Origin of the sequence: Cytobacillus sp. FSL W7-1323 (assembly GCF_038595015.1) — a bacterium.
Classification (GTDB): domain Bacteria; phylum Bacillota; class Bacilli; order Bacillales; family Cytobacillaceae; genus Cytobacillus; species Cytobacillus kochii.
In genome coordinates, this window is the sequence record NZ_CP151998.1 from 2,937,523 (window position 1) to 2,963,936 (window position 26,414).

Here is a 26,414-nt window from a genome sequence, read left to right on the forward strand (position 1 = left end):
TTTGTAAGCAGTCTCTTATTTTAAACATTATTTTGCATGAATCATTCTTGTACTGTATGTATGTGTATTAATTTGTCGCTGTTGCAGCCACTCAAGTACTTCTCCCTTAAAAATCAGGGGGGCAAGTTGTAATTCGTTAAGATTGCTTGCACCTATAGCTGTCATAATTATTTTTAATTCTTCATGAAGGGAAGTAACTTCTTTTACTACTGCTTCATAACCAGAATCCACTAATATCTTCAAGAAGTACCCTGCCATTCCTACACCGTTAGCACCAAGCGCAATAGCCTTTGCAATATCCATACTTGTCTGAATTCCACCAGATGCAAGTATCGTTATATCACTATTATGTGATTGTGCTTCGACAATTGAAGTAGCAGTCGGAATCCCCCATCCATCAAAGAATGACAGTACCCTCTCTCTTCGTTCGTTTTCGATTTTAGAGAAATTAGTGCCACCATAACCACCGACATCTACGATATTAACGCCGACACCTTTTAGCTTTTCTACAGCTTCGCGACTCATACCGAATCCTACTTCTTTAACGATAATTGGCACATCTAAGTGATTTACAATCTTTTCGATACGCATGAGGGCATGCGAAAAATCACGATCTCCCTCTGGCATCGTTAACTCTTGGACGACATTTACATGAATTTGTAATGCGTCTGCTTGTATCATCTCTACAGCATCTTTTGCTTGGTTTACCGTGGCTTCGCTACCTAAATTGGCAAATATCAATCCATCTGGATTTTCTTTCCTTACAATTTCATACGAAAAGCGTTCTTCTGAATTTTTTATTGCTGCCATCTGCGAGCCTACTGCCATCCCTACCCCTGTCTCTTTAGCCACCCGCGCGAGCAGGCGATTAATTTCAAGTGTCTTTGCACCACCGCCACCGGTCATTGCATTGATAAAAATAGGCGAACTGAGTTGTAGTTCGCCTATTTTCGTTCCCAAATGAATCTTTGAGAGAGATGTGTTAGGTAAGCTTTGATGTACAAAAGAAACACAATCAAATCCAGCGTTATTCGTTTGACCAGTTGTTAGCGCATATTGAATATGATCCCATTTTCTCTTTGCTCTCGTCACTATACTACCACCATTATTTATTTAATTTCTTTAACTGTTCACCAATCATTTCACCTAATTGGAACCCCTTAGACTCTTCAGGCAGTTCATAATCAGTTGGTTCTTCTTCTTTTTCAACAAGATCTTTAATACTTAGAGAAAGTCTTTCATCGCCTTCATTCACATCAAGGACTTTCACTTGTACTGCTTGACCTTCTTTTAATACTTCGTGCGGAGTGGCAATATGTTTATGTGCAATTTGAGAAATATGAACAAGCCCTTCCACTCCAGGGAATACTTCTACGAAAGCACCATAAGATACAAGTCTTTTCACTGTGCCTTCTAACACACTACCTTTAGGGGCTTTTTCAGCAATACCATCCCAAGGACCAGGCAAAGTATCTTTAATAGATAGTGAAATTCGTTCATTATCCTTATCTACACTTAGTACTTTTACTTTGACAGATTGACCTTCTGTAACAACATCTGAAGGCTTAGCAACATGCTCATAAGAAAGTTGTGAAATATGGACTAAACCATCAACACCACCGATATCAACAAAAGCACCGAAATCTGTAATACGTTGTACAGTTCCATCAATCACGCTTCCAGCTTCAAGCGATCCAAGTAACTCTTTCTTTTGTTTTCCTTGCTCCTCTTCAACAACTACACGATGAGAAAGAATTAAACGATTTTTATCTTTATCTAACTCTACAATTTTAAAAGCTAATGTTTGACCTTTATAATCTGAGAAATCTTCAACAAAATGTGCTTCAACTAAAGAAGCTGGTACAAATCCGCGAACTCCAAGGTCAACGACTAATCCGCCTTTAACAACATCTTTGATTTCAGCATCAAAAACTTCACCGTCATTAAATTTTTGCTCTAGTTGTTCCCAAGACTTTTCAGCATCTACTTTGCGCTTTGATAGTACAAGCGCTTCTTCTTCTACTTTTAACACTTCTAATTGTAGTTCATCACCTTCTGCAACAGCATCGCTAGCTGTTTCTACATGAAGACTTGATAGTTCACTAATTGGAATAATACCATCTAATTTGCTATTTTCGATATCGACAATCACTTGCTTCTCTTCTACTTTTGTCACTTTACCATTTACTTTATCGCCAACTTCAAAATTTGCTACTTCAATTTCATTCATTTCTTCTGACATATGTATTCCTCCTTAATCCAATGGCTAATTTCATTTTCCACTTATAAAATGCAATCTTACAAAGTGTAAATTGCACTAAATAAACTAGAGTTGTAAAACCACTTTGATCCTGAAATATAAAATGCCTTTTTATAAACTTCTTACAAATAGCACCTTTTGTCAAGTAAGAAGGTTTAGCGATTCTGTTCGATTAATTTTTTGATTTCATTCATAATGATATCCGTTGTTTCTTCTGCATTGACTTTGTTTGCACGGATTTCATCCATTGGGATAGGCTTTCCGTAGACGACTTTTAATTTCTTAAAAGGCTTATACGGGCCAATGATGGCACAAGGTACGACTGCAGCATTAGAACGAAGAGCAAAGAACCCTGCACCGGCAAGACCTTTACCAACTTCTCCGGTTTTACTCCTCGTCCCTTCTGGAAATAAACCTAAAACATGCCCTTCTTTAAGAACCTTCAACCCTTTTCTCAATGCTTCACGATCACTCATTCCTCTTTTTACAGAAAAAGCATTCAGATGTGGTAATAACTTCCCTAAAATTGGCACGTTAAACAACTCTTCTTTTGCCATAAAGTGAATGTCTCTTGGCGCTGTTATCCCTACAATTGGTGGATCCAGGTTATCAATATGATTGCAACATAAAAGGACGCCACCTTCTGCTGGGACATTCTCCCTACCTTTAACATCCATGCGATAAACGGGCTTTAATAAGCCGTATACTAAAGAGCGTGCAAATGTATATACACTCATATTATTGAATCCTTTCCTCAACCAACTTCATAATTCTATCAACAACTTCGTGAATGCTTAGTGATGTTGTATCCAATTCTACTGCATCCTCAGCTTTTTTGAGTGGTGCAACTTCCCTTTCCGAATCTAACTTATCTCTTTTAGCAATTTCCTCTTTTAAAAGAGCTAAATCTGAAGGAAAACCCTTTTCTAAGTTTTCAGCATGGCGCCGTGCTGCTCGTTCATCCACTGATGCTAAAAGAAACACTTTTACCTCTGCATCAGGTAAAACATGTGTACCAATATCACGGCCATCCATCACTACACCACCTTCTTGACCGAAGCGTTGTTGACGGGCAACCATTTCTTCTCTTACCTGCTTATGTTTAGAAACCGTAGACACTGAATTAGTTACTTCAGCTGTTCTAATTTCCGTAGAAACATCTATCCCATCTAAAAGAATACGTTGGCCTGATTCTCCAGGATTTAAGACAATCTCTGTCTCTTTTAACAAAGGAATTAATGATTCTTCATCATTTATATCTATTTCTGACTGCAACGCTTTAAATGTTAACGCGCGATACATCGCCCCTGTATCTATATAAATATAATGAAGCTTCTCAGCTATAATCTTAGCAACTGTACTTTTCCCCGCTGCTGCAGGTCCATCGATGGCAATTGATATTTTATTCATAAACCCTCCTGAAATACCTATACAAATATATTCTTTACGTTTTATATTCTATCATAAATTCACTTAATTAGTTGTAATGATTATGTGTTATTAATAATCCCCTCCCCTAATAGGGAGTCTTTTTATTAGTTAAAATAATACGATAATTTTTAAAAAATAAGAAGAAACACTAAAAAAGGATGTTCTCAGGAAGAACAATCCAAAAGGTCTGTAAAGCTATTATTTCTATTGGCCTGATTTTCATCATAAAATCAAGTTAAGGCCTCTTTATGTAGAATACCTCCTCATCATTGTTTTCTAAATGATGATTCACTCCTTCATATCTTGTCACTTCATTAAAATGCGGAAATAGGTGTAAATAATGAAAAACGGTTTGAAATAATAGTAACAACCCAAGATGAAAAATGATTAATAGTATGAGCGTGCGTTCGAATACTTTCATCCTCCCACCTCCATTAATCATTATGGAGACACAAAAGAGATTTTATGCTGTTCTGCTTAAGATTGTTTACTTTTCTTCATATGAAGTAACTGTTGTTCGAAGCAAAACCTCATCATTGCTTGTCTATCTTCTGCATTTATTTGTGGAAATCTAAATGATATAACGAGACGCCCATCTGCTAATGCCTCTTTCCTTACATATTCTGACGCTAAAACAAAGGAACGCTTTTTACCTTCTATCACAAGTGTAAAACGCAATAAATAGGGCGATGGTTTATACAAATAGGTAAAATTATTAACAACTACAGCTATTCCCCCTGCACTTATATTTCTACTTATCCCTATAATAGAGTGAGACATCCCTTCACCTACGGGTTGAATTTCAACAGATTCATTGAAATCAACTCTAACATACTCCCTCATTTGTTCCTTCTCATGAGTAAATTCTTTTGCATAAGCAATTTTCAATAATGGTGTGGACTGCATCATTCGACCGACCACTCTTCCAGAGAAGAAAAACATTTTCCCATTTGCATTGTAAGCAACACACTTAATTCTTCTTCCATCTACTAAGTACATTTTCCGATTCGTTTGTAAACAAACGGGATAATGAATATGTAATATATCCTCTTTAATTTCAGCAATTCTAGATATGTACTTGCCCTCACTTGATAGATAATGTTCTATATACAATTGATCACCTGGTGACAATGTATTCCCTCCTAATCTTTTCTACTTTTCCTTATTTTATCACTTAACCGTTACAAAAGAACTATATTTTTATTTGAATGAGATGAGAATTATTAACATCATGGTATAATCACATTACTCTATTTAGTCCTAATTTTTTTCTACATTTATATTTCATCTTCATGTCTTTATTTAGCCAATGATTTCCATAAAAAAAACAAAAAGAACCCTTTTCGGGTCCTTATTTGCCTTATACCACATCTTCATAAATTGGTTCTGCATTTTGCAATTTTTCTACTTTTTCTTCTCTTCCATTTTCACTATTAATATAGATGCGATACGTGTCTTCACCTAATGTCCCAGTAAATTCATAACAAAGTACTTCTTCATTACTATCATTCAATATAATCGCTAACCGATCATCCATAATTTTTAGTTGACTATTGATTTTTTCTCTTGCTTCCTCTTTTGCTAACACAGCTTGAGGAATATCTCGCTTATGATGGGATTTCAAATAATCCTCTGCTGAAAATCCTAAAATTTGCCCATTATCTAATGCTACTTTCATCTTAATTGAATCTGGGTAAATTCTTACATCGTCCTGTTTAGACACAAATGTAAACACGCCCATTTGATCATATTGCACACTTTCAAATAGATCAAGATCTTCAAATTCATTATCTTTTAAAAATTTCACTGCTGATTGATGAGCATCTTCCAGACTAATTTTTTGTTGTTTTACATCTCTTGCCGTGATAAGCCAAATAGGATAACCGCCCTTTTTAGTAATATCTAAATTGGTTTCTATACTTTCTTTAGGAGACCTTAGTGATACACTAAAAAATCCATAATCCGATCCTTCGCCATTTTCTGCCACGGTTGCTTTAACATCATCAGGGGATTGCGCATATTTCTTCGCTTCTGATACAGCTTCCTTTTTAGATATTTCTTTTCCTTCTAAGTATTGATAGTTCTCATCTTTCTTTTGCATATTTACAAATGCGGGACCTAAATCCGTTTCATCGTATCCCTCAACTGTTTTTTCGACGGTTTGAAAGCCGTCTATAATTGTATTATCTGCTGCTTCATTATTTGTAGCAAGCGCTGTTTCTACATCCATCCATCTTAAGTCATTTTTGACGACCATATGCTGCACATTCCGTAATTCTGATTGAATATCTGCTGCCTGCTTGTATAATCCTTGTAAAGACTGATATTCTTCATCAGTCAATGGGTCTTTATCCAAGTCTCTAATCGCTGTCTTATAACTAAACTCACCAATTTGTGCTAAAAATTCTTCCGTCTTATTAAATGGTAAAAGTGATAGTGGCAGCTGACCTACATCTGAATGTGCTTGAGAGGTAATTCTCCAAACATCCGCAAGCGCAGGAGACAGTGAACTTCTAGAATTCATTGCCAAAGTAGATCCAATTTTATCATGTAATACATCGATTTCATAAGTGAGTTCATGAAATGCACGTTGATAATTGTTTTCTGCGTTAATTAATATCGCATTTTTCTCACGATGTTCTTGATAACCCCAGACAGCAGTTCCGATAACACCAACTGAAAGAACAGTTATGAGTATTCCTTTTAACACGTGACTTCACTCCTTATTTACAGAAAATATGTTGTCCAATTTTTTTAATTTGTGGTCTTGTCCAAATCCAAGGACTTGTTGCAGTATCTGGATTAAAGTAATAAAGGGCATCTCCACTCGGATCCCAGCCATTAATTGCATCTATCACTGCTTCCCTCGCTGTTTCATTAGGTGTTAGCCAAATTTGCCCATCTGCAACAGCCGTAAATGCTCTTGGTTCAAAGATCACACCATAAACCGTATCTGGAAAAGACGCACTTTCTACTCGGTTCAATATTACTGCCGCTACCGCTACTTGCCCTATATAAGGTTCGCCACGCGCCTCACCGTACACCGCATTTGCCATCATTTGTATGTCGTTTTCCGAGAATCCACTAGGAACATTTGCCGAAGTTGTACCACCGGAATTACCACTTGATGCATTACCATCATTTTGATTTGATCCACTATTATTAGCAGGTGCTTGTTGACTTAAATCCGTTCCGCCATAATGTGTAAATGAATTCCCTTGATTAATTTGATTCTTCACATATTGCTCATCATAATTTGACGCACTCACCAACTTTTCCTTCGTACCAGAACCAGCAAGCCCATCTATATCCAAGCCAAATTCATATTGAAAATTGCGTAATGCCCAATATGTGCCCCAACCGAAGACCCCATCGATTTTACCATTATAGAATCCTAAATATTGCAATCTTGCTTGTAGCTCAATGACATCATCGCCTATCGCTCCTTGTCTAATCACTTGATTCGAAAAAGCATTTGCCGACTTATCCAATTCAGCCATTGGAATAGTCGTCGCTATAAGCAGTAGTATTAGCATCACTTTAGTAAACATCAATAGTTGTTTCATCGTACTAACCTCCAAAAATACATCTTTTCATCTGTTAAACAATCAGGTAACCTAATATGGCGTTTTGCAGGTAAAAAATGATGGCTGTAACAGTTATTCCTCGATCTCTCTTTTTCACGTTTACTAATCAGCGAGGAAGCTAACAATACATCTATTTTTTGGTTCCAATTGGCTTTTTATACAAATTCAATGAGAAAATCATTTGGATAAATATAGCATTTACAGGGTGGCCATCAAATAGAGGCTCGTACGCTTGAAATTTAACGATTTTTATAAAAAATTCAACTTCTATGTTAGATGTTCTGATTACTTATTTTTCCTTTAGAAGGCATCCGTTAGCCGGAGGAAGCTTGGTGATTTGACAAAAAGAAAAGAAGGTGGATTTGAGTGTACTCAAATCCACCTTCTTACTTTATCTGAACTGAAACTCATTACTTATAGCCTCTCTTAACCTATGTTAACCATAATTTGTTCTTGTATCTTCTAATGATTGATTATATTTAGCACTTAGTATTCTCGCTTGTTTGGCTTTCTTTAGCCCCATCCACCAAAGAAAGATCATAAATGGAACAATAAACAGCAGCCAATTTTCTAATGTTAACAAAATATAATCATATGTTCCATGCAAAAGGAAAGGAGTTGCTAGAGATAAGCATAGCCATTTCCCTCTAGATTTTTTCGAAAACTTTCCTTTTCCTAAATAATAGCCCATAATTACACCAAAAAGTGCATGACTAGAAACCGGGAATAACGCACGACCTAGCGCATGCTCTATTCCGAGTGTCAATAAATAAAAGATATTCTCCAATGTAGCAAAACCTAGTGATACTGCTGCGCCATAAACAATGCCGTCATACGGTTCATCAAAGTGCACATGGGGGTAAATAATAATAAGGAGGATAAACCACTTAAAAAATTCCTCAAGCATACTAGAAGAAAGAAAAGCAGAAACAAAATGAGAAGTAAACACTTGTTCTACTTCAAATACATATTGGATAAACATTATGGGAAACACAAGAAGTGCCCCAAATAAAAAGGTTCTAAAAACCATCGAAAAGGGCTCAGTCTCATATTGATCTTTTAAATAAAAGTAACTTAATAATGCCAAGCCAGGAGCAATGGCAGCAGATATTAATCCCAGCATGGGCTGTTCCTCTTTTCAAAGCTTTTCTTTAATCGTATCATGTATAGGTAAGATTGAAAATAAATTTACCAAAATAATTACATATTAAATGGAGGTACCAAGTTGGATAAAAAGAAAATACTCCTAATTCATACAGGTGGGACCATTTCAATGAGTGAGGATGTTGAAACAGGTGCAGTATTAACAAATGAAGAAAACCCATTAACAAGACAAACAAAAGAGTTAAATGAGCTTGCGCACTTGATTGTCGAAGAACCATTTCAATTACCCTCTCCCCATATTACGCAAAAGGAAATGCTTATATTACGAAACTTAATTCATTCTTACAAGGATAAGGTATCTGGTGTTGTCATTACACATGGTACTGATACATTGGAAGAAACTGCCTATTTTCTTGACTTAACAGTAAAGGGTTCTTTGCCGATCGTTGTGACTGGGGCTATGCGCTCTAGTAATGAAATTGGCTCAGATGGGTTATATAATCTGATTTCTTCTATTCGTGTTGCCATTTGCGATGAAGCGGATGGAAAGGGCGTTTTAGTAGTGCTGAATGATGAAATTCACACAGCTGAAAATGTGACAAAGACACATACTAGCAACGTCTCGACCTTTCAAAGTCCTCAATATGGACCCATAGGTATAGTCACAAAAAGGGGTGTACTTTTTCATCACCTCCCTGTTCAACATGCACATTTCGAAATCGAACAAGCAGATAAACAAGTGATGCTTATTAAAGCTCATGCCGGCATGGACTCTACCCTATTAGGAGCAATTGCACAAACTACATGCGATGGATTGGTGATTGAAGCGCTTGGACAAGGAAACCTTCCTCCAGCCATGCTTCCTGGTATAAAAGATTTACTTGCTAGAAAGATTCCCATTATTATCGTATCAAGATGCTTTAATGGCATTGCCCAAGATGTTTATGGTTATCCTGGAGGGGGCAAAGAATTAAAAGAGCTTGGCCTCATTTTTTCTAATGGATTAAATGGGCAAAAAGCTCGTATTAAACTATTAATCGCTTTGGAAAGCAGGATGCCCTTCGAAAAACTTGAAGAAATGTTTCAACTATAAATGTTTGATTTACTGACTTTCTTTATTCCATCTATTAGATGGGAAGTCTACTGAGTTGATCGCTCACTCCTTTGGCAGTTTATGAAGATCATAATGATAGTACGCCACAAAATTTCAACATATGGAAAAATCATCCTAGACAAAAGGCAAAAGATATTAACAAAGTGATGCAACATCATTCGAAAACCCGAACAAAGCAAAGCACCATTAAAGAGTGTTTTGCATAAAGTTCGGGTTTACTTAAGCTCATATTCTCGTCTGAACTTGTTTGATTATTGTTCTTTCTCTTTAATCGCTTTGGCAATCATTTCTCCATGATGCCTACCATTCTCGATAAATATTTCATTGGCATTATTACCCGCAGCAATAACGCCAGCAATATATATACCTTCTACATTGGTCTCCATTGTTTCAGGATGATGTTCAGGTTTTCCGGTCTCTTCGTCTTTTTTAATGCCTATTGATTGTAAAAATGGATGATCTGGATGATAACCAGTCATGGCAAAGACAAAATCATTCGCGATTTCCTTAATTTTCCCTTCTTTCTCATAGACAACAGAAGATGCTCTTATTTCCTGGACATTCGCATTAAATTCCATTTGAATATTCTCATGGCGAACAAGTGAATCAAACTGCGGTAAAATCCACGGCTTAACGCTTTTTGAATATTCATCGCCCCGATAGAGAACCGTCACATTTGCCCCAGCCTTTTCTAATTCAATGGCCGCATCAACACTGGAGTTTTTCCCACCAATAACAACAACATCTTTATTAAAAAACGGATGGGCTTCTTTAAAGTAATGAAAGACTTTATCTAAATCTTCACCAGGGACCCCCATATAATTTGGTTGATCATAATACCCAGTTGCAACAATAACATAAGAGGATTGATATTCCGCTTTATCTGTTTGCACAGAGAAGTCATTATCTTTTTTCTTTATGATGCTTTCAACCTTTTCATATGCATTGACATTGATTGCTTTCCGTTTTACCACTTCTCTATAATAGGTAAGTGCTTGATTTCTATTGGGTTTATGTTCAACCGTTACAAACGGTATATTACCAATTTCTAATTTTTGACTGGAACTAAAGAAAGTTTGATGAGTCGGGTAACGATAAATGGCATTAACAATGTTTCCCTTCTCAATGACTAAAACATCTTTCCCTAACTCTTTTAAACAAATGGCTGCGGCTAATCCACATGGTCCACCACCAACCACAATCGCATCTTTTTTATTCATGATGATCCACCTCTTGGACTGACCCGTATGATATTTTATATATGTAGAATTGAAAAAAATCTCCTAATGTATATAATAGGAGATTTTTTACCTTCTTTCAAATGTAAGAAATTGCGAAAATTAAATCCAACCTCTAAATCTTGATGCTTCAGCCATTTTACGTACACCAACCATATACGCAGCTAAGCGCATATCTACTCTACGTGTTTGAGCGGTTTCATAAATATTATTGAATGATTTCACTAGAATTTTTTCTAATTTTTCTTCTACTTCTTCTTCAGACCAGTAGTAGCCTTGGTTATTCTGCACCCATTCAAAATAAGAAACTGTTACACCACCGGATGATGCAAGCACATCAGGCACAAGAAGAATATCTCTTTCTGTTAATATTTGTGTCGCTTCTAATGTTGTTGGGCCATTCGCTGCCTCTACTACAATACTTGCTTTAATATTATGTGCGTTTTCCTCAGTAATTTGGTTTTCAATTGCTGCAGGAACCAATACGTCACATTCGAGCTCGAGTAGCTCTTTATTCGAAATCGTCTCATTAAATAACTTTGTTACAGTTCCAAAACTATCACGGCGATCAAGTAAATAATCAATATCTAAACCATTAGGGTCATGAAGGGCACCGTATGCATCAGAAATACCCACAACTTTTGCGCCTTCATCATGCATAAACTTTGCTAAGAAGCTACCTGCATTACCAAAACCTTGTACAACCACGCGAGCACCCTTTAAATTAATACCCTTTTTCTTGACTGCTTCATGAATACAGATCGTAACCCCTTTAGCTGTTGCTGATTCCCTACCATGAGAACCACCAAGTACAAGTGGTTTACCAGTAATAAATCCCGGGGAATTAAATTCATCCATTCTGCTATATTCATCCATCATCCAGGCCATAATTTGTGAATTTGTAAATACATCTGGAGCTGGAATATCTTTTGTAGGACCAACAATTTGGCTAATCGCTCTAACATACCCTCTACTTAATCTTTCAAGCTCACGGAAAGACATATCTCTTGGATCACAAACGATACCGCCTTTACCTCCGCCATATGGTAGATCGACTATACCGCATTTTAAGCTCATCCATATAGATAGTGCCTTCACTTCTTTTTCTGTTACATTAGGGTGAAAACGAATTCCCCCTTTTGTAGGACCGACTGAATCATTATGTTGAGCACGGTAACCAGTAAAAATTTTCACCGTCCCATCATCCATCCTAACAGGAATTTTCACTGTTAATAAACGCATTGGTTCTTTCAACAGTTCAAAAACCTCTTCTGGATATCCAAGTTTCTCCAACGCTTTGTGGATTACGATTTGAGTTGACTTCAAAACATCCATTTTATCTTCTTGATTCGTATGATCAGTACCTTTATCGGCCACTATTTGAAACCTCCTAGAAAAATTCACATTCTTTAGTTGTCCGCTTTCAAGACATAGTATACACCTTTACTCTATTTATGCAAGGAGAAAAAGCAATTTTTTCTTATTTTTATGTAAACGCTACCAAAGCTATAATATTACGTATTTTCCTTATTTTCAAAAATATTTACATCTATTTTATTTTGCCTTTATTAGCTGATTTCATTCATAAAATACTCATATGTATTTATCGAGTTAAATTGAATTAATCTCATCGATAAGCTCCATATTACATCCTATTCCCAAAGAACTAATACGATAAACATCAAGGCACCTGAATATTCAAACAAATAGGATCACTTAAATCCTATTTGCTTGAATGTACCATTATTTAAAATAGTGTTCGATCTTTTCTAATGCATGGTCTCTAATTAATTCTTTTCCGTATTCTTTAATAATATATAAACTAACAAAAGAAACGGTACCATATTCAGCTAAAATTGAAATCAGTTTTTCTTCCGCTTGTTTTCTATTGCCTTCAATCAATACATAATAAAGTCCGTTATACACATATAATGAATTTACCACTTCTTCTTTCCATATTTTCCGGTGACTTAATGAAATAATATTCTCAAAATCATGAAATTCATATAAAATATAATCTTGTTTGTCTACATCTACTTGAAAATCAATGATTCCATCCTTAAGCCATTCTTCTTCTACTTCTTCTTGTATCGTTACAATCATAACCATTCCTTGTATTTGCATTGAAAAAATCTCGATACTGATTGTGCCATATATATCAAGGTCAAATTCTTCACTTGCTTCCTCAAGCATATCTTGAAAAAGCTGATGCCATTTTAAAGAGTCCTTCCAAATATCTTCCTTTGACAAGCCTCTCTCAAACAAATCATCTAAAGTAAGCAAAATTTTAATTTTATTATCATTCAAACGCTCCAATTGCATTTCTTCTGCCCCCTGCCCAGAACCGACTCTTGTGATTAGTGTATGGTATATACTTTAGTTGGTGAGTCGTCCTTAACATTTCCTTCTAAACTTGGATATAAAGAAAGAATATGTGTTTGTGCAGGTGAGCCTAGCCTTAAAGGCAAGGCTGTTGTCCCATAACCATTACTTACAAAATAAGGTATACCGTTCTTATATTTCATCCCACCTTTTTCATAAGGTCCCCAGTTTAAGATACGGATTTGCCCACCATGGGTATGTCCTGACATCATAAACGAAATTTGATATTCTGGTAATAAATAGTCAACAATACCAGGGTCATGGCTCATGAGAATACGACAGCCATTCCCAGCATCCTCAATTGCAAGATCAATCTGGTCTCTTTCCCTACTAAAATCATCTGTTCCAAGTAACACGATACGTTTACCATCTGAGCCTTCAAAACTGACTGCTGAATTATCAAGAATTTTCACTCCGAGATCTAATAGCAATGCATCTAGCTCATGAAAATCCACTTCATAATCATTATTCCCCCATACAAAATAAGTCGGAGCAATAGAAACAAGGTTTTCTATATTCCGTTTCGTCCTTGCCAAAGGTACTCCCTTTTCTGTTAAATCACCGCCTATGCAAACGATATCCACCTTTCTATCTTTAACAGCTTGAATCAACTTTCCTGATAGCTCTCTACGATGGATATCAGAAATAAAAAAAATGTTCAATCCTGCAAGACTCTCTGGGAAACCTTGTATGGCAACCTTTCTCACTTCAATTGTATCTTTATGTGCTTCCTTATACATATAAACGACGACCCCAACGGAAATAAACAGTAATGCACCTGCTAAAATAATATACATGACTCCACCTCATCTATATGTACTAAAATTTAAGTTAGTCAATAAAAAAAGGATGCTCTATAAACGAACAACCTAAATATCATTTATTTCGCTTCTACAAACCTTATATTTCATGTGAACTTGCCCGATTGTCGCTATGATGACTTGAATCACCGTTAGTTGTTCTGTAAGTTCTTAGATTTTCAAATGATTCATGTCATGCAATCGCAAACTGGGGTAGGTTTTAGTCAGCAGTTCCTCTTCATTTCTCTGCTTCTTCATTCGTATGAGATAGGTTTAAATGTCTTTACTCCCTATGGCTTTGAACTATGATTATTTGTTCTCATGAAACAGATTAATATCATAATTTTTTTTCATCATATTAAAGACATGATGTCTATTTTTCCACTCATCCTCTTTTTTCCACAAGTCCTTACTCTTATCGATGATCTCGCATCTAAGTGCATGATATTCTTTTTCCGCTTTATCACGCTTCTGTTGTAACAGGACCATATATCCATAAAAGCCAATCAACGTTACCATACTGTATAAATTGAATGGATGATTAATATAAACAGAAAAAACAGAAGCAAATGAATAGGAATAAGGTAAATAAAATTGATAATACACAAAAATCACATAAGCAAATGATAGAAATACAACTAGCCACATAATAACCAAATGCCACTCTTTCAAGTGATCATATTTCGCTTTTCTTTCAACTACTTTTTGAAGCATTTGTCTCGTTGCTTGGTCTGTTCTTTCATCTAGTTGATTAATTGCTGTTTCCATAAAATCCCCCCAGTCATAGCTATGCTTGCCCACATTATATGATTGGAGGAGTGGATTCATGACTAGTCGAGGGGAATCCTTAATACTTGGCCAACGTAAATTTCCTCAGATGGCAAATTATTAGCAGCCTTAATTTTTGCAATCCCATCAGGTGACTTATAATAATTCATAGCGATTCTATACATTGTTTCTTGTGATTGAACCGTATGCTGAACAACTTTTGTTGCTTGTTTTTTTGCTTCCTCTTCTTTCGCCTTTTGTTCTGCTAATTCCTTCTCTTTTTGTACAGCTTCTTCTCGTGCTTTCTTTTCAGCCTCTTCCTTTTCTTTTTTGGCTGCTTCTTCTTTTGCTTTCTTCTCTGCTTCCTCTTGTTTTTTTCGTTCAGCTTCTTCTTGTTCTTTTAATTTTGCCTCTTCAGCTGCTTTCTCCTTTTCTTGTTCTTCCTTATCTTCTTCCTTATCATCAGGGGCGGCTGCAACATTTTGTGATGACCCATTATTACTGCTATTTGATATACCAACAGTTTCAAAATCTTCTTTTTCTGCTGAAGTTGAAGACTGATCAGCTAGCATAGGAACAAGATAATAAACAGACAAAGCCACTATTGGTACCATAATAAAAAATGCTGCAAGTAAACGAATGAGTGGGTAGTCCAACTTTTTATCCACTGTTTGTTTTTCTTTAGTACTGCTGATCTCCGCCATTGACAACTCTTCACTAACATTTACTTTTTGTAATCTTTGGCGATCTCTCTTTGCCTTCTCCCGATATGATGCCTCTCTATTCATCTATCTTCCCTTCCTGCTCTTTGACTTTTATATATATATAACCCCAATAAACAATCAATAATAAAGTGCATAATAATTGTCGCTAACAAATTACCAGTTAATTCATATATCCAACCAATGAAGAAACTCAATAAAACGACATTTAAAAATAAGAACCATTGAAATAAATAACGATAATGGACAAGAGCAAAGATTAAACTAGTCACTATCAACCCAAAGTGAGTTTGCAGCACACCTCTAAATAACACTTCCTCACTAAAGGCAATAATTAACGTAATTACTACGATATGGGCTGGTGATAGTGAGCTGAATATCCTTATATTTACCCCACCATCATTATAATAGGAGGGAGGTAGGACCCGCATCCCTATTATATCAAGCATGACAATGACTAATCCTGATAATATACCAATCGCAATAGATGGTCCATCCCATTGAAATAGCGCAAAAAAAGAATCCCATGAATGAAAGAGAAATAGGCCAATAACCAATGCAATGAAAAGTAATAACACTTGTGTTAAATATAAATGAAATCTTAATTCTTTATCAGATAACAAACGAATGGTTTCTTCATATTTACTCTTCATTTTTGGATGTCTCACTTAATAAAATGTCTTGTAGGATCTCTTCCCAATTTTCATATAAAGGCATTATCCCTAGCTCTTCAGTTTGCAGATCAGGGTAGTTGCTACCATTACAATGATCGCAGCATTCTCCTATATTTAATGTCGGCTCTTCACCAAAATAGTGTAAGATTTTTTCTCGCCTACATGTGGAACTATGAATATATTGATAAACAGTTTGAATGGCTCCTAATTTAAGCTGGAATTGTTTATTCATAATCACCTTTAGTTCATCTAAGGAACTTGCCTCCTTATGATCAAGGATAGCATTACGATGAAAATCCTTTAATATTCGCATAGATGTTTCACTAAGATTAGCAATTACTGTTATATCCTCTTCGTATTTTTCTAACTCCCACCACCTTAGGGAATCTGTTAAAAAAAAACGTTTTAAATTCTCCATTTGACTATCATTAATTAGTTCTGATTCTACCAACTGCATCGGCAGCTGTTCATCAAAAGGTGCATATAACAGTAAAGCAAGACTAGGCTTGCCATCTCTCCCAGCTCTACCAATTTCCTGTAAATATGATTCCATATTCATTGGCATATGAAAATGAATAACATAACGAATATTTTCTTTATTAATCCCCATGCCAAATGCACTTGTTGCACATATCACATCGAGTTGGTTATGAATGTATTGTTGCTGAATAAGTATTCTTTCTTCATGATTCAATCCGCCATGATAGATGCTCACTCTTTTTATCCCATTCTCTTTTAATGATTGTGCACAAACTTCTGCCGTTTTTTTACTAGAAAAATAAATAATACCTGGACCATGTAAAGCTCTTACCCTCTTAATTAACACATCGATTTTCTCTTGATAGCTTTCAACTTTCTCAACATGTAAAGAGATATTTGGTCGGTCAACTGAATAAAGAATATCAATACTGTTTTGCATGTTTAAAGATTGTTTAATATCCTGTTTCACCTTATCAGTTGCCGTAGCCGTTAACGCCAATATAGGCGGATGTCCTAACTCCTTCATTACAGAGCCAATAGCTAAATAGTCCGGTCTGAAATCATGTCCCCATTGAGAAATACAATGAGCTTCATCGACAACAAGTAATGTAATATGAAGCTCACTCAATCTCTCCATGAATAATTTTGATTGCAGCATTTCAGGTGAAGTAAAAATAAACTTATACTGGTGCAAATTTTTAAGTGCATACATTTTTTTTTGGTAATTTAAAAAAGAATTAAATGCGATAGCCCGTTTTTCCCCAATCAATAGTAATTGGTCTACCTGATCCTGCATTAAGGAAAGAAGTGGAGAAATAATTAAAGTTGTGCCTGGGAGCATAAATGTTGGAAGTTGATAACATAAAGACTTCCCAGAACCAGTTGGGAGCATGGCTAACGTATGCTTACCGGCCACTACCGCTTTTATTGTTTCTTCTTGTCCATCTCTAAAAGACGTATAACCAAATTTTTCTCTCAGTAATTGTTTCATTATACGCTCACCGCACTTTTATGTTTAGCTAGTACAAGCCGTATCTGAAAATAGCTTGCTTCAGGAACTGATTGACGGATATATTTTAGCTGCTTTATTCCGTTCGTTGAAGTTTTTATAATGTTACTTTGTACTTCTGGTGGAACATATACATCTATATTAAAAGACGAATCAACAATGGCCAATTCCACAATATGATCTTCAATTGTTCCTTGTTTTAATTTTCTTATTTTAATAATATCCTCAATATCGTATCCTTGATTTAAATAGATAGCTGTTTTTCTTGTTGATTGTGTTAGCTGTAACCACTCATTTGTCTCTTTTGTCTCTAATATTTGCTCGAGTAACGGATAAGAGGTGTTATTTTCTTTTACTTCAGTTAATATCATGTGAATCACATTTGTAAAATGTAACTGATAGGTTAACATTGACATTTGCAACTGTTCGGCTGCCTGCTGCTGTGTTAAGCCAATTCGATTACTTCCTGTTAACCTTAGAATGAGAATAAGAGGGTCAATTTTTTTATTCGTTAAAATTTGTTGTAACTCCTTAAACAGTTGTGTTGCCAACTCATGGCGATTGATTCTATTCCTTTGAATAAAGTTCTTTAACCAATCAAGATCAGGTTTATTATTTTGAATAGGGAGATACCTTCCGTTATATGCGACTAGGTTAGAAATTACTTGAACCATAAGAGAAAGGCGCTCCCAAAAAAGTTTGTCCATCCTGTTATATGACCAGCCATTGAGATAGCTAGGTATGATTGGTTCAGCAAACTCTTGGAGATACATATCCCCTTTTTCCGTCATTCGATAAGACCCCTCACCAAGACAAGTGACATATTTCTCCTCTAAAAGATGATCTAATATTTGATTAAATTCCTCTCTTGCCAAATGGGGTAACACATGAAAGTATTGCTTCAAGTGAAATAAATGAGCATCTTGTATTGTTTGAGATGACTTTTTGCCATTAAGCAAATGTAAAATGGCATAAGCAGTTCTCTGATTCTCAATTGATTTTAGACAAAATAAGACCAATTTCTGAATAACGCTCACATTTCTCTCCCCTTTATTCATTGACTAATTAGTTTTTAGAATAGCATTTCCGTGGTGAATTTGCAGACTTTTTCGACATTATTTTAATTTTTTTTGTTGAATTTTATTGTATCATGAAACCGTTATATACGTGATAATATCAGTCAATTTTTCATCATGAACAAGATGAAAAGTCCCACCATAGACTATTCTAGATGGTAGATTTTTATTGAAATGTTTACAAGACAGATTTACAATAGAACATGTGGTAAGTGTTTCGGCAGATATTTTCGTGCTTTAACATGAAAAAGATTTTAAATAGGAGGTTATTCCATGGCGAAGTATACAATTGTTGACAAAGAAACATGTATTGCTTGTGGCGCATGTGGTGCGGCAGCTCCAGACATTTATGATTACGATGATGAGGGCATCGCATTTGTAACACTAGATGATAATGAAGGAATTGTTGAAATTCCCGATGTTCTTATAGAAGATATGATGGATGCATTTGAAGGCTGTCCAACTGACTCAATAAAAGTCGCAGACGATGCCTTTGATGGTGATCCGTTAAAATACGAATAGAACAAAAAGAAATCTAATGGTAAAAAAAGAAAACGAGTAAATCCTATTTTAGGGATTTGCTCGTTTTTTCTATGAGCTACAGGGAATCACATACTCGTATACTCATTCGAATAAAAATCGTTCCCTCCATCAATTATCCAGTTGGAATTAAAATAGTAGTTATCGAAGATTGCATATGAGTTCATTGGTGCTTTTACGAATGATGTAATATGATGAATAAGAGTGACAATTCTACTTAAGCGGCATAAAATTATATATTAAAAGGCATCTAACTTTTCAAAGTTAGATGCCTCCTTTATAAATTAAGCAATCGTATTTAGCGATCTTTGTTTATTAATCCAATTACTCATCTTAGCAAATACAAGCATAAATACCGATGCCATTAAAATTCCTTTAATAAAGTTAAAAGGTAGAATAAACATGACTGCAGTTGAACGCATTTCTGGTCCTGACATAGCGGGCATATTTAAAAACATTGTATAGGCAGGTAAAAAGACGAAATAATTAAGCAAACTCATGGATACAGCCATTACACTTGTGCCAATGATTAATCCTATTGTCATACCTTTTTTGGATTTCATCTTTGTATAAACATAATAGGTTGGCAAAATAAATAATAAACCTGCTACAAAGTTCGCAATATGACCAACAGGTACACCAGTAGCACTTCCCGTCATAAAATAATCCAACACATTTTTAAACAATTCGACCAGTATTCCCGCAATCGGACCAAATATTAACGCAGCCACTAAAGCAGGGATATCACTAAAGTCAATCATCAAAAAGTTCGGAAACGGTGGTAATGGAAAGTTTAACAACATAAGAATATACGCGATACTACTCAACATACCGATTGCAACAAAAGCTTTGACATTTAACTTCTTCAATTTTCCTCTCTCCTTTTAGGCTATCTCTCCTATAGAAGAAAGGTTCAGCAAATAAGCGTCTTTGCATAACAAAACCCTCAAGTAAACTTGAGGGAGAATTGAACAAAGACATTCTTAATAAACGTTCTTGTAGTGTATACTTTGAACGTTAGCAGAACCTCCATCTTCTCCCATCCAGACTTTACTGTCGGCTTTGGATTCTCACCAAATCCTGCCCAATACAAACGCTTCGTGCTAATTGCACTCCACTTTTAGGCTCGCGGGCTTAAAGTATAAATACTTATCACCGCCGGTCGGGAATTTCACCCTGCCCCGAAGATAGACCATATTTATTTGACAACTTCATTATACTGAAAAATAATTCATTTGTGAAGCCTAAAATAGTAAATATCTCGAATTAAAAACATTCCTTTCATTATGCACATTTGTCTTCAGGAGATAAAATTTTCTTTCCACGAAGATCGTTTTATTTTACTACATTAAAGCGTTTCCATTTTAAACACAAACAATAAATCCAATTGACAGAATAATATTCGTCTTGTAAAATAATCAGATAATTAAGTAACCAACTTAGGAGGGTTCATACATGTATCAAATATTAGTGGCTGATGCCATTAGTGAAGAAGGCTTATACCCTTTACTTAACGACACAAATGCTGAAATTATTCAAAAGAAAACCGACGATCCCGAGGTTGATTTATCAACTATTGAGGCTTTGTTAGTACGGAGTGCCACGAAAGTAACGGATGAATTAATGGCGGAAATGCCAAAGTTAAAAATTATTGCAAGAGCAGGTGTGGGTGTCGATAATATTGATGTTCCAGCAGCAACTAAAAGAGGCATTATCGTCATAAATGCACCAGACGGAAACACAATTTCTACGGCAGAGCATACTTTTGCTATGATGGCCTCCCTTATGAGAAATATTCCTCAAGCACATAGCTCAGTTAAGAATTTGGAATGGAAAAGAAATCAGTATGTAGGTACTGAACTATTCGGTAAAAGTCTTGGTATTGTTGGTATGGGAAGAATCGGGAGTGAAATCGCCAAGCGAGCAAAAGTATTTGGTATGAGTGTGTTAGTATTCGATCCCTTTTTAACGAAAGAACGTGCAGCAAAACTCGGTGTAGAATCTAGTACATTAGATGAAATACTGCAAAGATCTGATATTATTACGGTTCATACTCCACTTACACCTGAAACAAGAGGGATTATCAATGAAGAGGCATTGAAAAAAACAAAAAAAGGCGTTCGCTTACTTAACTGTGCCCGTGGTGGTATCATTGATGAGCAAGATTTAGCTAAATATGTGGCTAATGGACATGTTGGAGGAGTTGCATTAGACGTATTTGAAACTGAACCACTTGGTGAACACCCACTTTTGAAATATGAAAATGTCATTGTAACGCCACATTTAGGTGCGTCAACAAAAGAAGCACAATTAAATGTAGCAACACAAGTCGCTCAAGAAGTTCGGACTTACTTTGAAGGAAATCCAGTATCTAATTCAATTAACTTACCAGCTATCTCCAAAGACATTTATGAAAAAATACAACCTTTTTACCAAATCTCTAAACAAATCGGAAATATTTTAACTCAATGTGTTAAAGAAGGGGTACATGAACTCTCTATTACTTACTCTGGTTCAGTGACAGATTTAGAAACTGCATACTTAACAAAAGCAATGCTGTCCGGTTTCTTCAAAGGTAGAATTGACGTTAACGTGAATGAAGTTAATGCGTTACTCACTGCAAAAGAGCGTGGTATCACTGTTGGAGAAAAGATTTCCACCGATGCATTTGGCTATGACAACTGCATTTCTGTCACAGCAAAAGGAGAAGAAAATGCATTTACAGTTAGAGGAACCTTTATTGATCATTATGGGCCAAGAATTGTCTATTTAAACGGGTTTAATATTGACTTCTTACCAGAAGGTAACCTTCTTTATATTCAACATATGGACAGACCTGGTGTTATTGGCCACGTAGGTCAAGTCCTTGGCGATCACCATATTAATATTGCCACAATGCAAGTAGGTCGTAAACAAGCAGGTGGAGAAGCGATTATGGTGCTAGCTTTTGACAAACCACTAAGTGACAAAGAGCTTTCCTTATTGAACAACTTAGATGAGATTGTTTCTATTAATCCTATTATTTTATAATTCCTTTTTGTAGAGAGTGGCCCTCAGTCGACCACTCTTTTTTATATTTAGGATAAAAGTAAAAGTCATTCACAACACAAACAGATTCCAATTAGAACCTGTTCATTTTATGAATGACTTTTTTAAATTGAGCACTATTCATCATTATTTCTAGCCTAAAGGATATTCTTTACGTTCACCTTTTGAAAAAGTCATGATGGATGAATATCCAATTTCTTTTGCTAATGCAAGCGATTGATCAAAGTCTGCACCAACATGCTCGGGAAAATGAGCATCAGACGATAGAACGATTGGTATATTCTTCTCAAAACATTTTCGTAATAATCTTGGATCTGGATATAGCTCACCCACAGGTTTTCTTAAACCAGCACTACTAATTTCCACGCATGTTTTTGATTGTGCTAAAGCATCAGTTGCTCTTTCATATTGTTCTAATAGAAACTCTTCATCCTGAGGAACATACTTAAAAATCTTCACTAAGTCAATATGGCCGACAATATCAAATAGATTAGATTGAGCCAAAGTAACTATCTGATCATAATATTTACGATATACATCATAAAGATCGCGCCGTTCCCATTCCTTTTTGTACTCAGCTAAATCTATGCCAAAGTCACCTACCCAATGGACAGAGCCAATCACATAATCAAAATCATATGATTGAATGAATTTCTCCATTTCCTTATGCTTTCCAGGTGTATAATCCATTTCAATGGACATTTTTACATCTATTTCTTTATTCCATGCTTGGTGAAATAATGATACATAATCCTTCATATCATAATATCGTCTTTCATTTACCCATTTATTTTGCAGAATATCTGCCGTTTGGTAAAAGTGATAAGCATGTTCAGAAATACCAAATGAACCAATATTTTTATTATTAGCCGCGTTTGTAAATTGTTCTAAATAGTCTAATGTAAGTGTACCGTTCTCTAAATGATTATGATAATCCGTTAACATTTTGCCTGCCTCCTCAATTGTATGTAACAATTATACGCCTTAAAAGAGGCATGGACAATGAGATTTAACTATTTTTTTAGAATAATCAATACTTAAATGGCGTCAAATTATTTTGATTGAAAAAAGATGCGATTTTTAAAAAAAATACAACCTTTTCATTTATTTTCATATTACATGTACGTACCTTGTATGTATTCCTTTCAATTTAGGGAACCTGTAATATTTGATTAGGATATATGTTTTCTGTCCGCAATCCATTCTTATTTACCAATTCTGCTACCGTCACATTATACCTTTCACTAATCGACCATAACGTATCTCCTGTTTTCACTTCATACGTATCCATATAAGGTCCGTTCATTTTTCCTGAAACAAGTATCGTATCCTCATCGTGATTAAATACTAAAAAAGGATCAAGCGCATTCTCCTTAGAAAAGGTCCATTCGTTTGCGTGAACTTCAAAATGCAAATGAACCCCTGAGGAATCACCGGTATTCCCCATCTCTCCTATTGTATCGCCTGCTGAAATCACTTCACCTTCAAATACTAAACGCTTTTTCAAATGAGCATAAATGGTTTCTGTATCGTTATGATGCTGTATAAACACAACATTACCATATGTATCAGAGTAATATGATCTTGTAACTACTCCACTATCCACTGAGTGAATAGGTGTACCTATCTCTGCAGCAATATCAATCCCTTTATGATGTCCTCCTCTAGTTCCATATGTATCTGTGATGACCCCTTCTACTGGCCATACCCAATTTTTTGTTTTTTCTGGCCAAGAGTCTGCTAAAGCATTTTTTTCACTACTGAATATTAAAAAAAGAAAACATATACTTCCGAACATGAATAAACGGCTTACTTTATACTTCAAAACTTTGCCTCCTATAGCGGTTATATTATATAGACAAATTAATTACTCTATGATTACGACAAATCCTGCCAAAAAACACATCCATTACTATGTACGAGTTTTTAAAAAATATGTATATAAAAATAAATTTTTCTTTTTTTAATGTAGCACCTTATTTTAAAATTATAGTTATGAGTGTTTTACTTTTTTCAATATTACCTTTGTCAAAAACGCAAAAAAGTTGGTAATATTAGACTTTTACAGTCATAATTACCAACTTTTTATTCTTTCTTATGGTAAATCCCTTTTATTAGGTGCTACCGGCACTTGAATTTCTTTTTCTAAATCAAACCGACCAATTTGATCAATTTCGGTATTTTCCAACTTAACCTCATTATATTCAAATTCCTTGGCTGTTAATAGAATCGCTTCAATCGTATATAAAGTTTCCTCATCATTCTTTATATCGGCATCATCTTCAAAAGTAATTAATAATTGTTCATCGGAAACGACTTCCGTTTCAAAGTCTATGTCATTAGGTATAGAAGCTTTCAGGTTATAAGTTTCAATCCCTTTTTTCATTGCTGCAAAAGCATCTGTCACTGAGTTTATTTTTTCTCTAAACGGAACAAGGAAAGGCGTTGTCCATTCTTCGTTAGGATAGTAAAAATAGTAAGCAGATTTATTAGACGTATCAACTTGATCTATTTCTTCTGTAAAGCCTTCATTTCCCATCTCTAGCCCTTGTTCACCATCTGTTAATAAATCGATTTTCTCTATATTAAAATCAGCCATCATATCCGTTAATATTTCTTTTATTGCTTCTGATTGACTGCTTGATGAAATATTTGTTGCAGCAGGAAAATCAACTGCAAGCACTTGATTTGAAGTATCATAATGAAAGTCCGCATTAAATGGGTTTAGCTCCCCTAACCCCCATTCAGCTTCTTTTAAATCTGACATATGATTAATGAATAATTCCATTTTAGAAAGATCTGCTTCTTTATTTACCATCACACTAATGGGAATAAAATTTTGAACATTATGATCCGGTATAGAATAAGTTAAAACTTCCTCTTGATCTTTAATATCTTCCGCATAGACTGCAGTTGGTTCAATTTGCTGTGTCACTGGTTGCTCATTATTATCATTGGCATTGGCCTCTTCTGACTGGTCATTTTGAGCATAAATTTCATCCGTCTGATCTATATCTTCTTGCGGAGTTACTTCTTCATCCTTTACTATGTCTTCCGTATTTTCTTGCGTATGATTACTCTCGTCATTAGTTATCTCATCGTTTACTTCCTTTTGTTGAGTCGCATTCGATGCCAATTGATTCTCTTGCTCGCTATCATCTATATTACTTCCGGCTGAATCTTGAAAATTGATCATGGTCGGAACGAGAATACATAACAATAAAACAGCAACTGCAGAAGCTACAGATGGGGTTAACCACCTTTTTCTTTTCTTCTGCTCTTTAAATATCATCATTTGTTGATACATATCTTGCTTACTTATGTGGTTAGTAATTTTAGGAAGTTGTTTCAATAGTTCTTCGATGTGATCATCTTTCCAATCTTGTTTTTTCACTATTTAACCCCTCCTTTTCCCACATGTCAGACATGTTTTTCTTCAGAGCCTTTAATGCTCTGTGTTGCGTAGTTTTCACTTTACTTTCCGTCCAGCCTAGAGTTGCTGCCGTCTCAGCAATGGATAGTTCTTGAATATATCTCATTATAATAACCGTTCGTTGGTCCACTGAACACTTCTCCATGCACCGATATATCATTTGGATTTCCTGACTCTGCATAACTACTTCCTCTGGCATAGGGTGTTCATCTTTAATCTGTTGCTTTGACCAATCAAATTTTTCAATTATTTTTTGTTTCCAGCCTTTTTGTTTTCTAAATGAATCAATGGCCACATTCCTTGCAATTGAGAATAGCCATGTTTTTTCACTACTCTTGCCTTCGAATTTATCATATGACTTCAAAACTCTTATATATACTTCTTGCATAAGATCTTCTGCCAGCTCTCGATCTCTCACCATATAGAATAAGAATTGAAATACATCCTGATGGTATTTTGTATATAATTCATCGAAAACGGAGTCCAATAACTTCCCCTCCCCGTTCATAAATAATAGTCGTTATTAGAATTAAAAAAGTTACACTCTAACTATAGTATTAATGAAATTAAAATGGAAGGGTTTCTTTAGGAAATCTCTTTTTGCTTATTTCGCTTCTGTTTTCTGACATGAATGGTTTGCCAAATGCACATCGATTGTCTGAATCATCACATATCCAGCTCTTTTATACTTGTTAGAGATAAAATTCAAAAGAAGGCCTTATATTAATCCCATGTGGTATTGACATTC

At 35.3% G+C, this 26,414-nt stretch carries 26 protein-coding genes and 1 riboswitch; of the genes, 3 read left to right on the plus strand and 23 right to left on the minus strand.

Going from position 1 to position 26,414, the window contains the following annotated elements:
• Nucleotides 1–27: 27 nt before the first annotated feature.
• The 9 genes from fni to prsW form a co-directional block, all read right to left on the minus strand.
• Entirely contained in the window at nt 28–1,092 is a 1,065-nt protein-coding gene (gene fni / locus MKX67_RS14820) for a type 2 isopentenyl-diphosphate Delta-isomerase (RefSeq protein ID WP_307313035.1), read from the minus strand.
• Nucleotides 1,093–1,105: 13 nt separating this feature from the next.
• Nucleotides 1,106–2,242, minus strand: a complete 1,137-nt coding sequence (rpsA, locus tag MKX67_RS14825; protein ID WP_095372741.1) for a 30S ribosomal protein S1 — start codon at nt 2,240–2,242, stop codon at nt 1,106–1,108.
• A 173-nt stretch (nt 2,243–2,415) separates the two neighbouring features.
• Complete coding sequence (locus MKX67_RS14830; protein WP_095372740.1) at nt 2,416–2,997, minus strand: lysophospholipid acyltransferase family protein; 582 nt, start codon at nt 2,995–2,997, stop codon at nt 2,416–2,418.
• Between the two features lies 1 nt (nt 2,998).
• Nucleotides 2,999–3,670: a (d)CMP kinase gene (cmk, locus tag MKX67_RS14835; RefSeq protein WP_095372739.1), complete on the minus strand. Its 672-nt coding sequence runs from the start codon at nt 3,668–3,670 to the stop codon at nt 2,999–3,001.
• 256 nt (nt 3,671–3,926) lie between these two features.
• Complete coding sequence (locus MKX67_RS14840) at nt 3,927–4,112, minus strand: DUF5359 family protein (RefSeq protein WP_095372738.1); 186 nt, start codon at nt 4,110–4,112, stop codon at nt 3,927–3,929.
• Nucleotides 4,113–4,168: 56 nt separating this feature from the next.
• Nucleotides 4,169–4,822 carry a flagellar brake domain-containing protein gene (locus MKX67_RS14845; RefSeq protein WP_095372737.1) on the minus strand — a complete coding sequence of 218 codons (654 nt, stop codon included), beginning with the start codon at nt 4,820–4,822 and terminating at the stop codon, nt 4,169–4,171.
• 229 nt (nt 4,823–5,051) lie between these two features.
• Nucleotides 5,052–6,401: a germination protein YpeB gene (gene ypeB, locus MKX67_RS14850; protein WP_322909560.1), complete on the minus strand. Its 1,350-nt coding sequence runs from the start codon at nt 6,399–6,401 to the stop codon at nt 5,052–5,054.
• Between the two features lie 13 nt (nt 6,402–6,414).
• A complete protein-coding gene (gene sleB, locus MKX67_RS14855; protein WP_095372735.1) occupies nt 6,415–7,257 on the minus strand; it encodes a spore cortex-lytic enzyme in 843 nt (280 codons plus the stop codon).
• A 457-nt stretch (nt 7,258–7,714) separates the two neighbouring features.
• Entirely contained in the window at nt 7,715–8,401 is a 687-nt protein-coding gene (prsW, locus tag MKX67_RS14860) for a glutamic-type intramembrane protease PrsW (protein ID WP_095372734.1), read from the minus strand.
• A 150-nt stretch (nt 8,402–8,551) separates the two neighbouring features.
• Here prsW and MKX67_RS14865 point away from each other — a divergent pair, with 150 nt between their 5' ends.
• On the plus strand, nt 8,552–9,475 hold the full coding sequence (locus MKX67_RS14865; protein ID WP_233435385.1) for an asparaginase: 924 nt from the start codon (nt 8,552–8,554) through the stop codon (nt 9,473–9,475).
• A 272-nt stretch (nt 9,476–9,747) separates the two neighbouring features.
• Here MKX67_RS14865 and MKX67_RS14870 read toward each other — a convergent pair whose 3' ends face one another.
• The 9 genes from MKX67_RS14870 to MKX67_RS14910 all read right to left on the minus strand — a co-directional run bounded on the left by MKX67_RS14870 (nt 9,748) and on the right by MKX67_RS14910 (nt 18,606).
• Nucleotides 9,748–10,716, minus strand: a complete 969-nt coding sequence (locus MKX67_RS14870) for a YpdA family putative bacillithiol disulfide reductase (protein ID WP_095372732.1) — start codon at nt 10,714–10,716, stop codon at nt 9,748–9,750.
• A 120-nt stretch (nt 10,717–10,836) separates the two neighbouring features.
• A complete protein-coding gene (locus MKX67_RS14875) occupies nt 10,837–12,114 on the minus strand; it encodes a Glu/Leu/Phe/Val dehydrogenase (protein ID WP_095373653.1) in 1,278 nt (425 codons plus the stop codon).
• A 363-nt stretch (nt 12,115–12,477) separates the two neighbouring features.
• Nucleotides 12,478–13,056 carry an adaptor protein MecA gene (locus tag MKX67_RS14880; protein WP_095372731.1) on the minus strand — a complete coding sequence of 193 codons (579 nt, stop codon included), beginning with the start codon at nt 13,054–13,056 and terminating at the stop codon, nt 12,478–12,480.
• 35 nt (nt 13,057–13,091) lie between these two features.
• Nucleotides 13,092–13,913, minus strand: a complete 822-nt coding sequence (locus tag MKX67_RS14885; protein WP_342488420.1) for a metallophosphoesterase — start codon at nt 13,911–13,913, stop codon at nt 13,092–13,094.
• Nucleotides 13,914–14,225: 312 nt separating this feature from the next.
• On the minus strand, nt 14,226–14,684 hold the full coding sequence (locus MKX67_RS14890; protein WP_095372729.1) for a YpbF family protein: 459 nt from the start codon (nt 14,682–14,684) through the stop codon (nt 14,226–14,228).
• A 62-nt stretch (nt 14,685–14,746) separates the two neighbouring features.
• Entirely contained in the window at nt 14,747–15,472 is a 726-nt protein-coding gene (locus tag MKX67_RS14895) for a LysM peptidoglycan-binding domain-containing protein (RefSeq protein ID WP_095372728.1), read from the minus strand.
• Nucleotides 15,469–16,059: a CPBP family intramembrane glutamic endopeptidase gene (locus MKX67_RS14900; protein WP_095372727.1), complete on the minus strand. Its 591-nt coding sequence runs from the start codon at nt 16,057–16,059 to the stop codon at nt 15,469–15,471. The genes MKX67_RS14895 and MKX67_RS14900 overlap by 4 nt, the downstream gene beginning before the upstream one ends.
• Complete coding sequence (locus tag MKX67_RS14905; protein ID WP_328197565.1) at nt 16,049–17,551, minus strand: ATP-dependent DNA helicase RecQ; 1,503 nt, start codon at nt 17,549–17,551, stop codon at nt 16,049–16,051. The genes MKX67_RS14900 and MKX67_RS14905 overlap by 11 nt, the downstream gene beginning before the upstream one ends.
• Nucleotides 17,551–18,606 (minus strand): helix-turn-helix domain-containing protein, encoded by a 1,056-nt coding sequence (locus MKX67_RS14910; protein ID WP_157733942.1) that lies wholly within the window; start codon nt 18,604–18,606, stop codon nt 17,551–17,553. Before MKX67_RS14910 ends, MKX67_RS14905 begins: the two co-directional genes overlap by 1 nt.
• Before the next feature lie 312 nt (nt 18,607–18,918).
• Between MKX67_RS14910 and MKX67_RS14915 the strand changes: the two genes are divergently transcribed.
• Nucleotides 18,919–19,167, plus strand: coding sequence for a ferredoxin (locus MKX67_RS14915; RefSeq protein ID WP_095372725.1), 249 nt, complete (start codon nt 18,919–18,921; stop codon nt 19,165–19,167).
• Nucleotides 19,168–19,469: 302 nt separating this feature from the next.
• Here the strand turns inward: MKX67_RS14915 and MKX67_RS14920 are convergent, their stop codons facing one another.
• Nucleotides 19,470–20,054: an ECF transporter S component gene (locus MKX67_RS14920; RefSeq protein ID WP_095372724.1), complete on the minus strand. Its 585-nt coding sequence runs from the start codon at nt 20,052–20,054 to the stop codon at nt 19,470–19,472.
• Nucleotides 20,055–20,212: 158 nt separating this feature from the next.
• A riboswitch (FMN riboswitch) is annotated at nt 20,213–20,378 on the minus strand.
• A gap of 262 nt (nt 20,379–20,640) precedes the next feature.
• Here MKX67_RS14920 and serA point away from each other — a divergent pair.
• The gene (serA, locus tag MKX67_RS14925) at nt 20,641–22,215 is read left to right on the plus strand and encodes a phosphoglycerate dehydrogenase (RefSeq protein WP_342488421.1); all 1,575 of its coding nucleotides are present in this window, start codon (nt 20,641–20,643) and stop codon (nt 22,213–22,215) included.
• 150 nt (nt 22,216–22,365) lie between these two features.
• On the opposite strand, the gene MKX67_RS14930 is transcribed toward serA, so the two are convergent.
• The 4 genes from MKX67_RS14930 to sigX form a co-directional block, all read right to left on the minus strand.
• Nucleotides 22,366–23,178, minus strand: coding sequence for a histidinol-phosphatase (locus tag MKX67_RS14930; RefSeq protein WP_095372722.1), 813 nt, complete (start codon nt 23,176–23,178; stop codon nt 22,366–22,368).
• A 205-nt stretch (nt 23,179–23,383) separates the two neighbouring features.
• Nucleotides 23,384–24,058, minus strand: a complete 675-nt coding sequence (locus MKX67_RS14935; protein ID WP_095372721.1) for a peptidoglycan DD-metalloendopeptidase family protein — start codon at nt 24,056–24,058, stop codon at nt 23,384–23,386.
• Nucleotides 24,059–24,328: 270 nt separating this feature from the next.
• Entirely contained in the window at nt 24,329–25,627 is a 1,299-nt protein-coding gene (locus tag MKX67_RS14940; RefSeq protein WP_342488422.1) for a hypothetical protein, read from the minus strand.
• On the minus strand, nt 25,602–26,153 hold the full coding sequence (gene sigX / locus MKX67_RS14945; protein ID WP_095372719.1) for an RNA polymerase sigma factor SigX: 552 nt from the start codon (nt 26,151–26,153) through the stop codon (nt 25,602–25,604). Before sigX ends, MKX67_RS14940 begins: the two co-directional genes overlap by 26 nt.
• Nucleotides 26,154–26,414 lie beyond the last annotated feature (261 nt).

Excerpts from the sequence above, each read along its gene's own strand:
- rpsA (WP_095372741.1), bottom strand. The coding sequence starts at position 2,242 with ATGTCAGAAGAAATGAATGAAATTGAAGTAGCAAATTTTGAAGTTGGC.
- MKX67_RS14830 (WP_095372740.1), bottom strand. The coding sequence starts at position 2,997 with ATGAGTGTATATACATTTGCACGCTCTTTAGTATACGGCTTATTAAAG.
- cmk (WP_095372739.1), bottom strand. The coding sequence starts at position 3,670 with ATGAATAAAATATCAATTGCCATCGATGGACCTGCAGCAGCGGGGAAA.
- MKX67_RS14840 (WP_095372738.1), bottom strand. The coding sequence starts at position 4,112 with ATGAAAGTATTCGAACGCACGCTCATACTATTAATCATTTTTCATCTT.
- sleB (WP_095372735.1), bottom strand. The coding sequence starts at position 7,257 with ATGAAACAACTATTGATGTTTACTAAAGTGATGCTAATACTACTGCTT.
- prsW (WP_095372734.1), bottom strand. The coding sequence starts at position 8,401 with ATGCTGGGATTAATATCTGCTGCCATTGCTCCTGGCTTGGCATTATTA.
- MKX67_RS14865 (WP_233435385.1), top strand. The coding sequence starts at position 8,552 with ATGAGTGAGGATGTTGAAACAGGTGCAGTATTAACAAATGAAGAAAAC.
- MKX67_RS14870 (WP_095372732.1), bottom strand. The coding sequence starts at position 10,716 with ATGAATAAAAAAGATGCGATTGTGGTTGGTGGTGGACCATGTGGATTA.
- MKX67_RS14880 (WP_095372731.1), bottom strand. The coding sequence starts at position 13,056 with ATGCAATTGGAGCGTTTGAATGATAATAAAATTAAAATTTTGCTTACT.
- MKX67_RS14885 (WP_342488420.1), bottom strand. The coding sequence starts at position 13,913 with ATGTATATTATTTTAGCAGGTGCATTACTGTTTATTTCCGTTGGGGTC.
- MKX67_RS14890 (WP_095372729.1), bottom strand. The coding sequence starts at position 14,684 with ATGGAAACAGCAATTAATCAACTAGATGAAAGAACAGACCAAGCAACG.
- MKX67_RS14895 (WP_095372728.1), bottom strand. The coding sequence starts at position 15,472 with ATGAATAGAGAGGCATCATATCGGGAGAAGGCAAAGAGAGATCGCCAA.
- MKX67_RS14900 (WP_095372727.1), bottom strand. The coding sequence starts at position 16,059 with ATGAAGAGTAAATATGAAGAAACCATTCGTTTGTTATCTGATAAAGAA.
- MKX67_RS14905 (WP_328197565.1), bottom strand. The coding sequence starts at position 17,551 with ATGAAACAATTACTGAGAGAAAAATTTGGTTATACGTCTTTTAGAGAT.
- MKX67_RS14915 (WP_095372725.1), top strand. The coding sequence starts at position 18,919 with ATGGCGAAGTATACAATTGTTGACAAAGAAACATGTATTGCTTGTGGC.
- serA (WP_342488421.1), top strand. The coding sequence starts at position 20,641 with ATGTATCAAATATTAGTGGCTGATGCCATTAGTGAAGAAGGCTTATAC.
- MKX67_RS14930 (WP_095372722.1), bottom strand. The coding sequence starts at position 23,178 with ATGTTAACGGATTATCATAATCATTTAGAGAACGGTACACTTACATTA.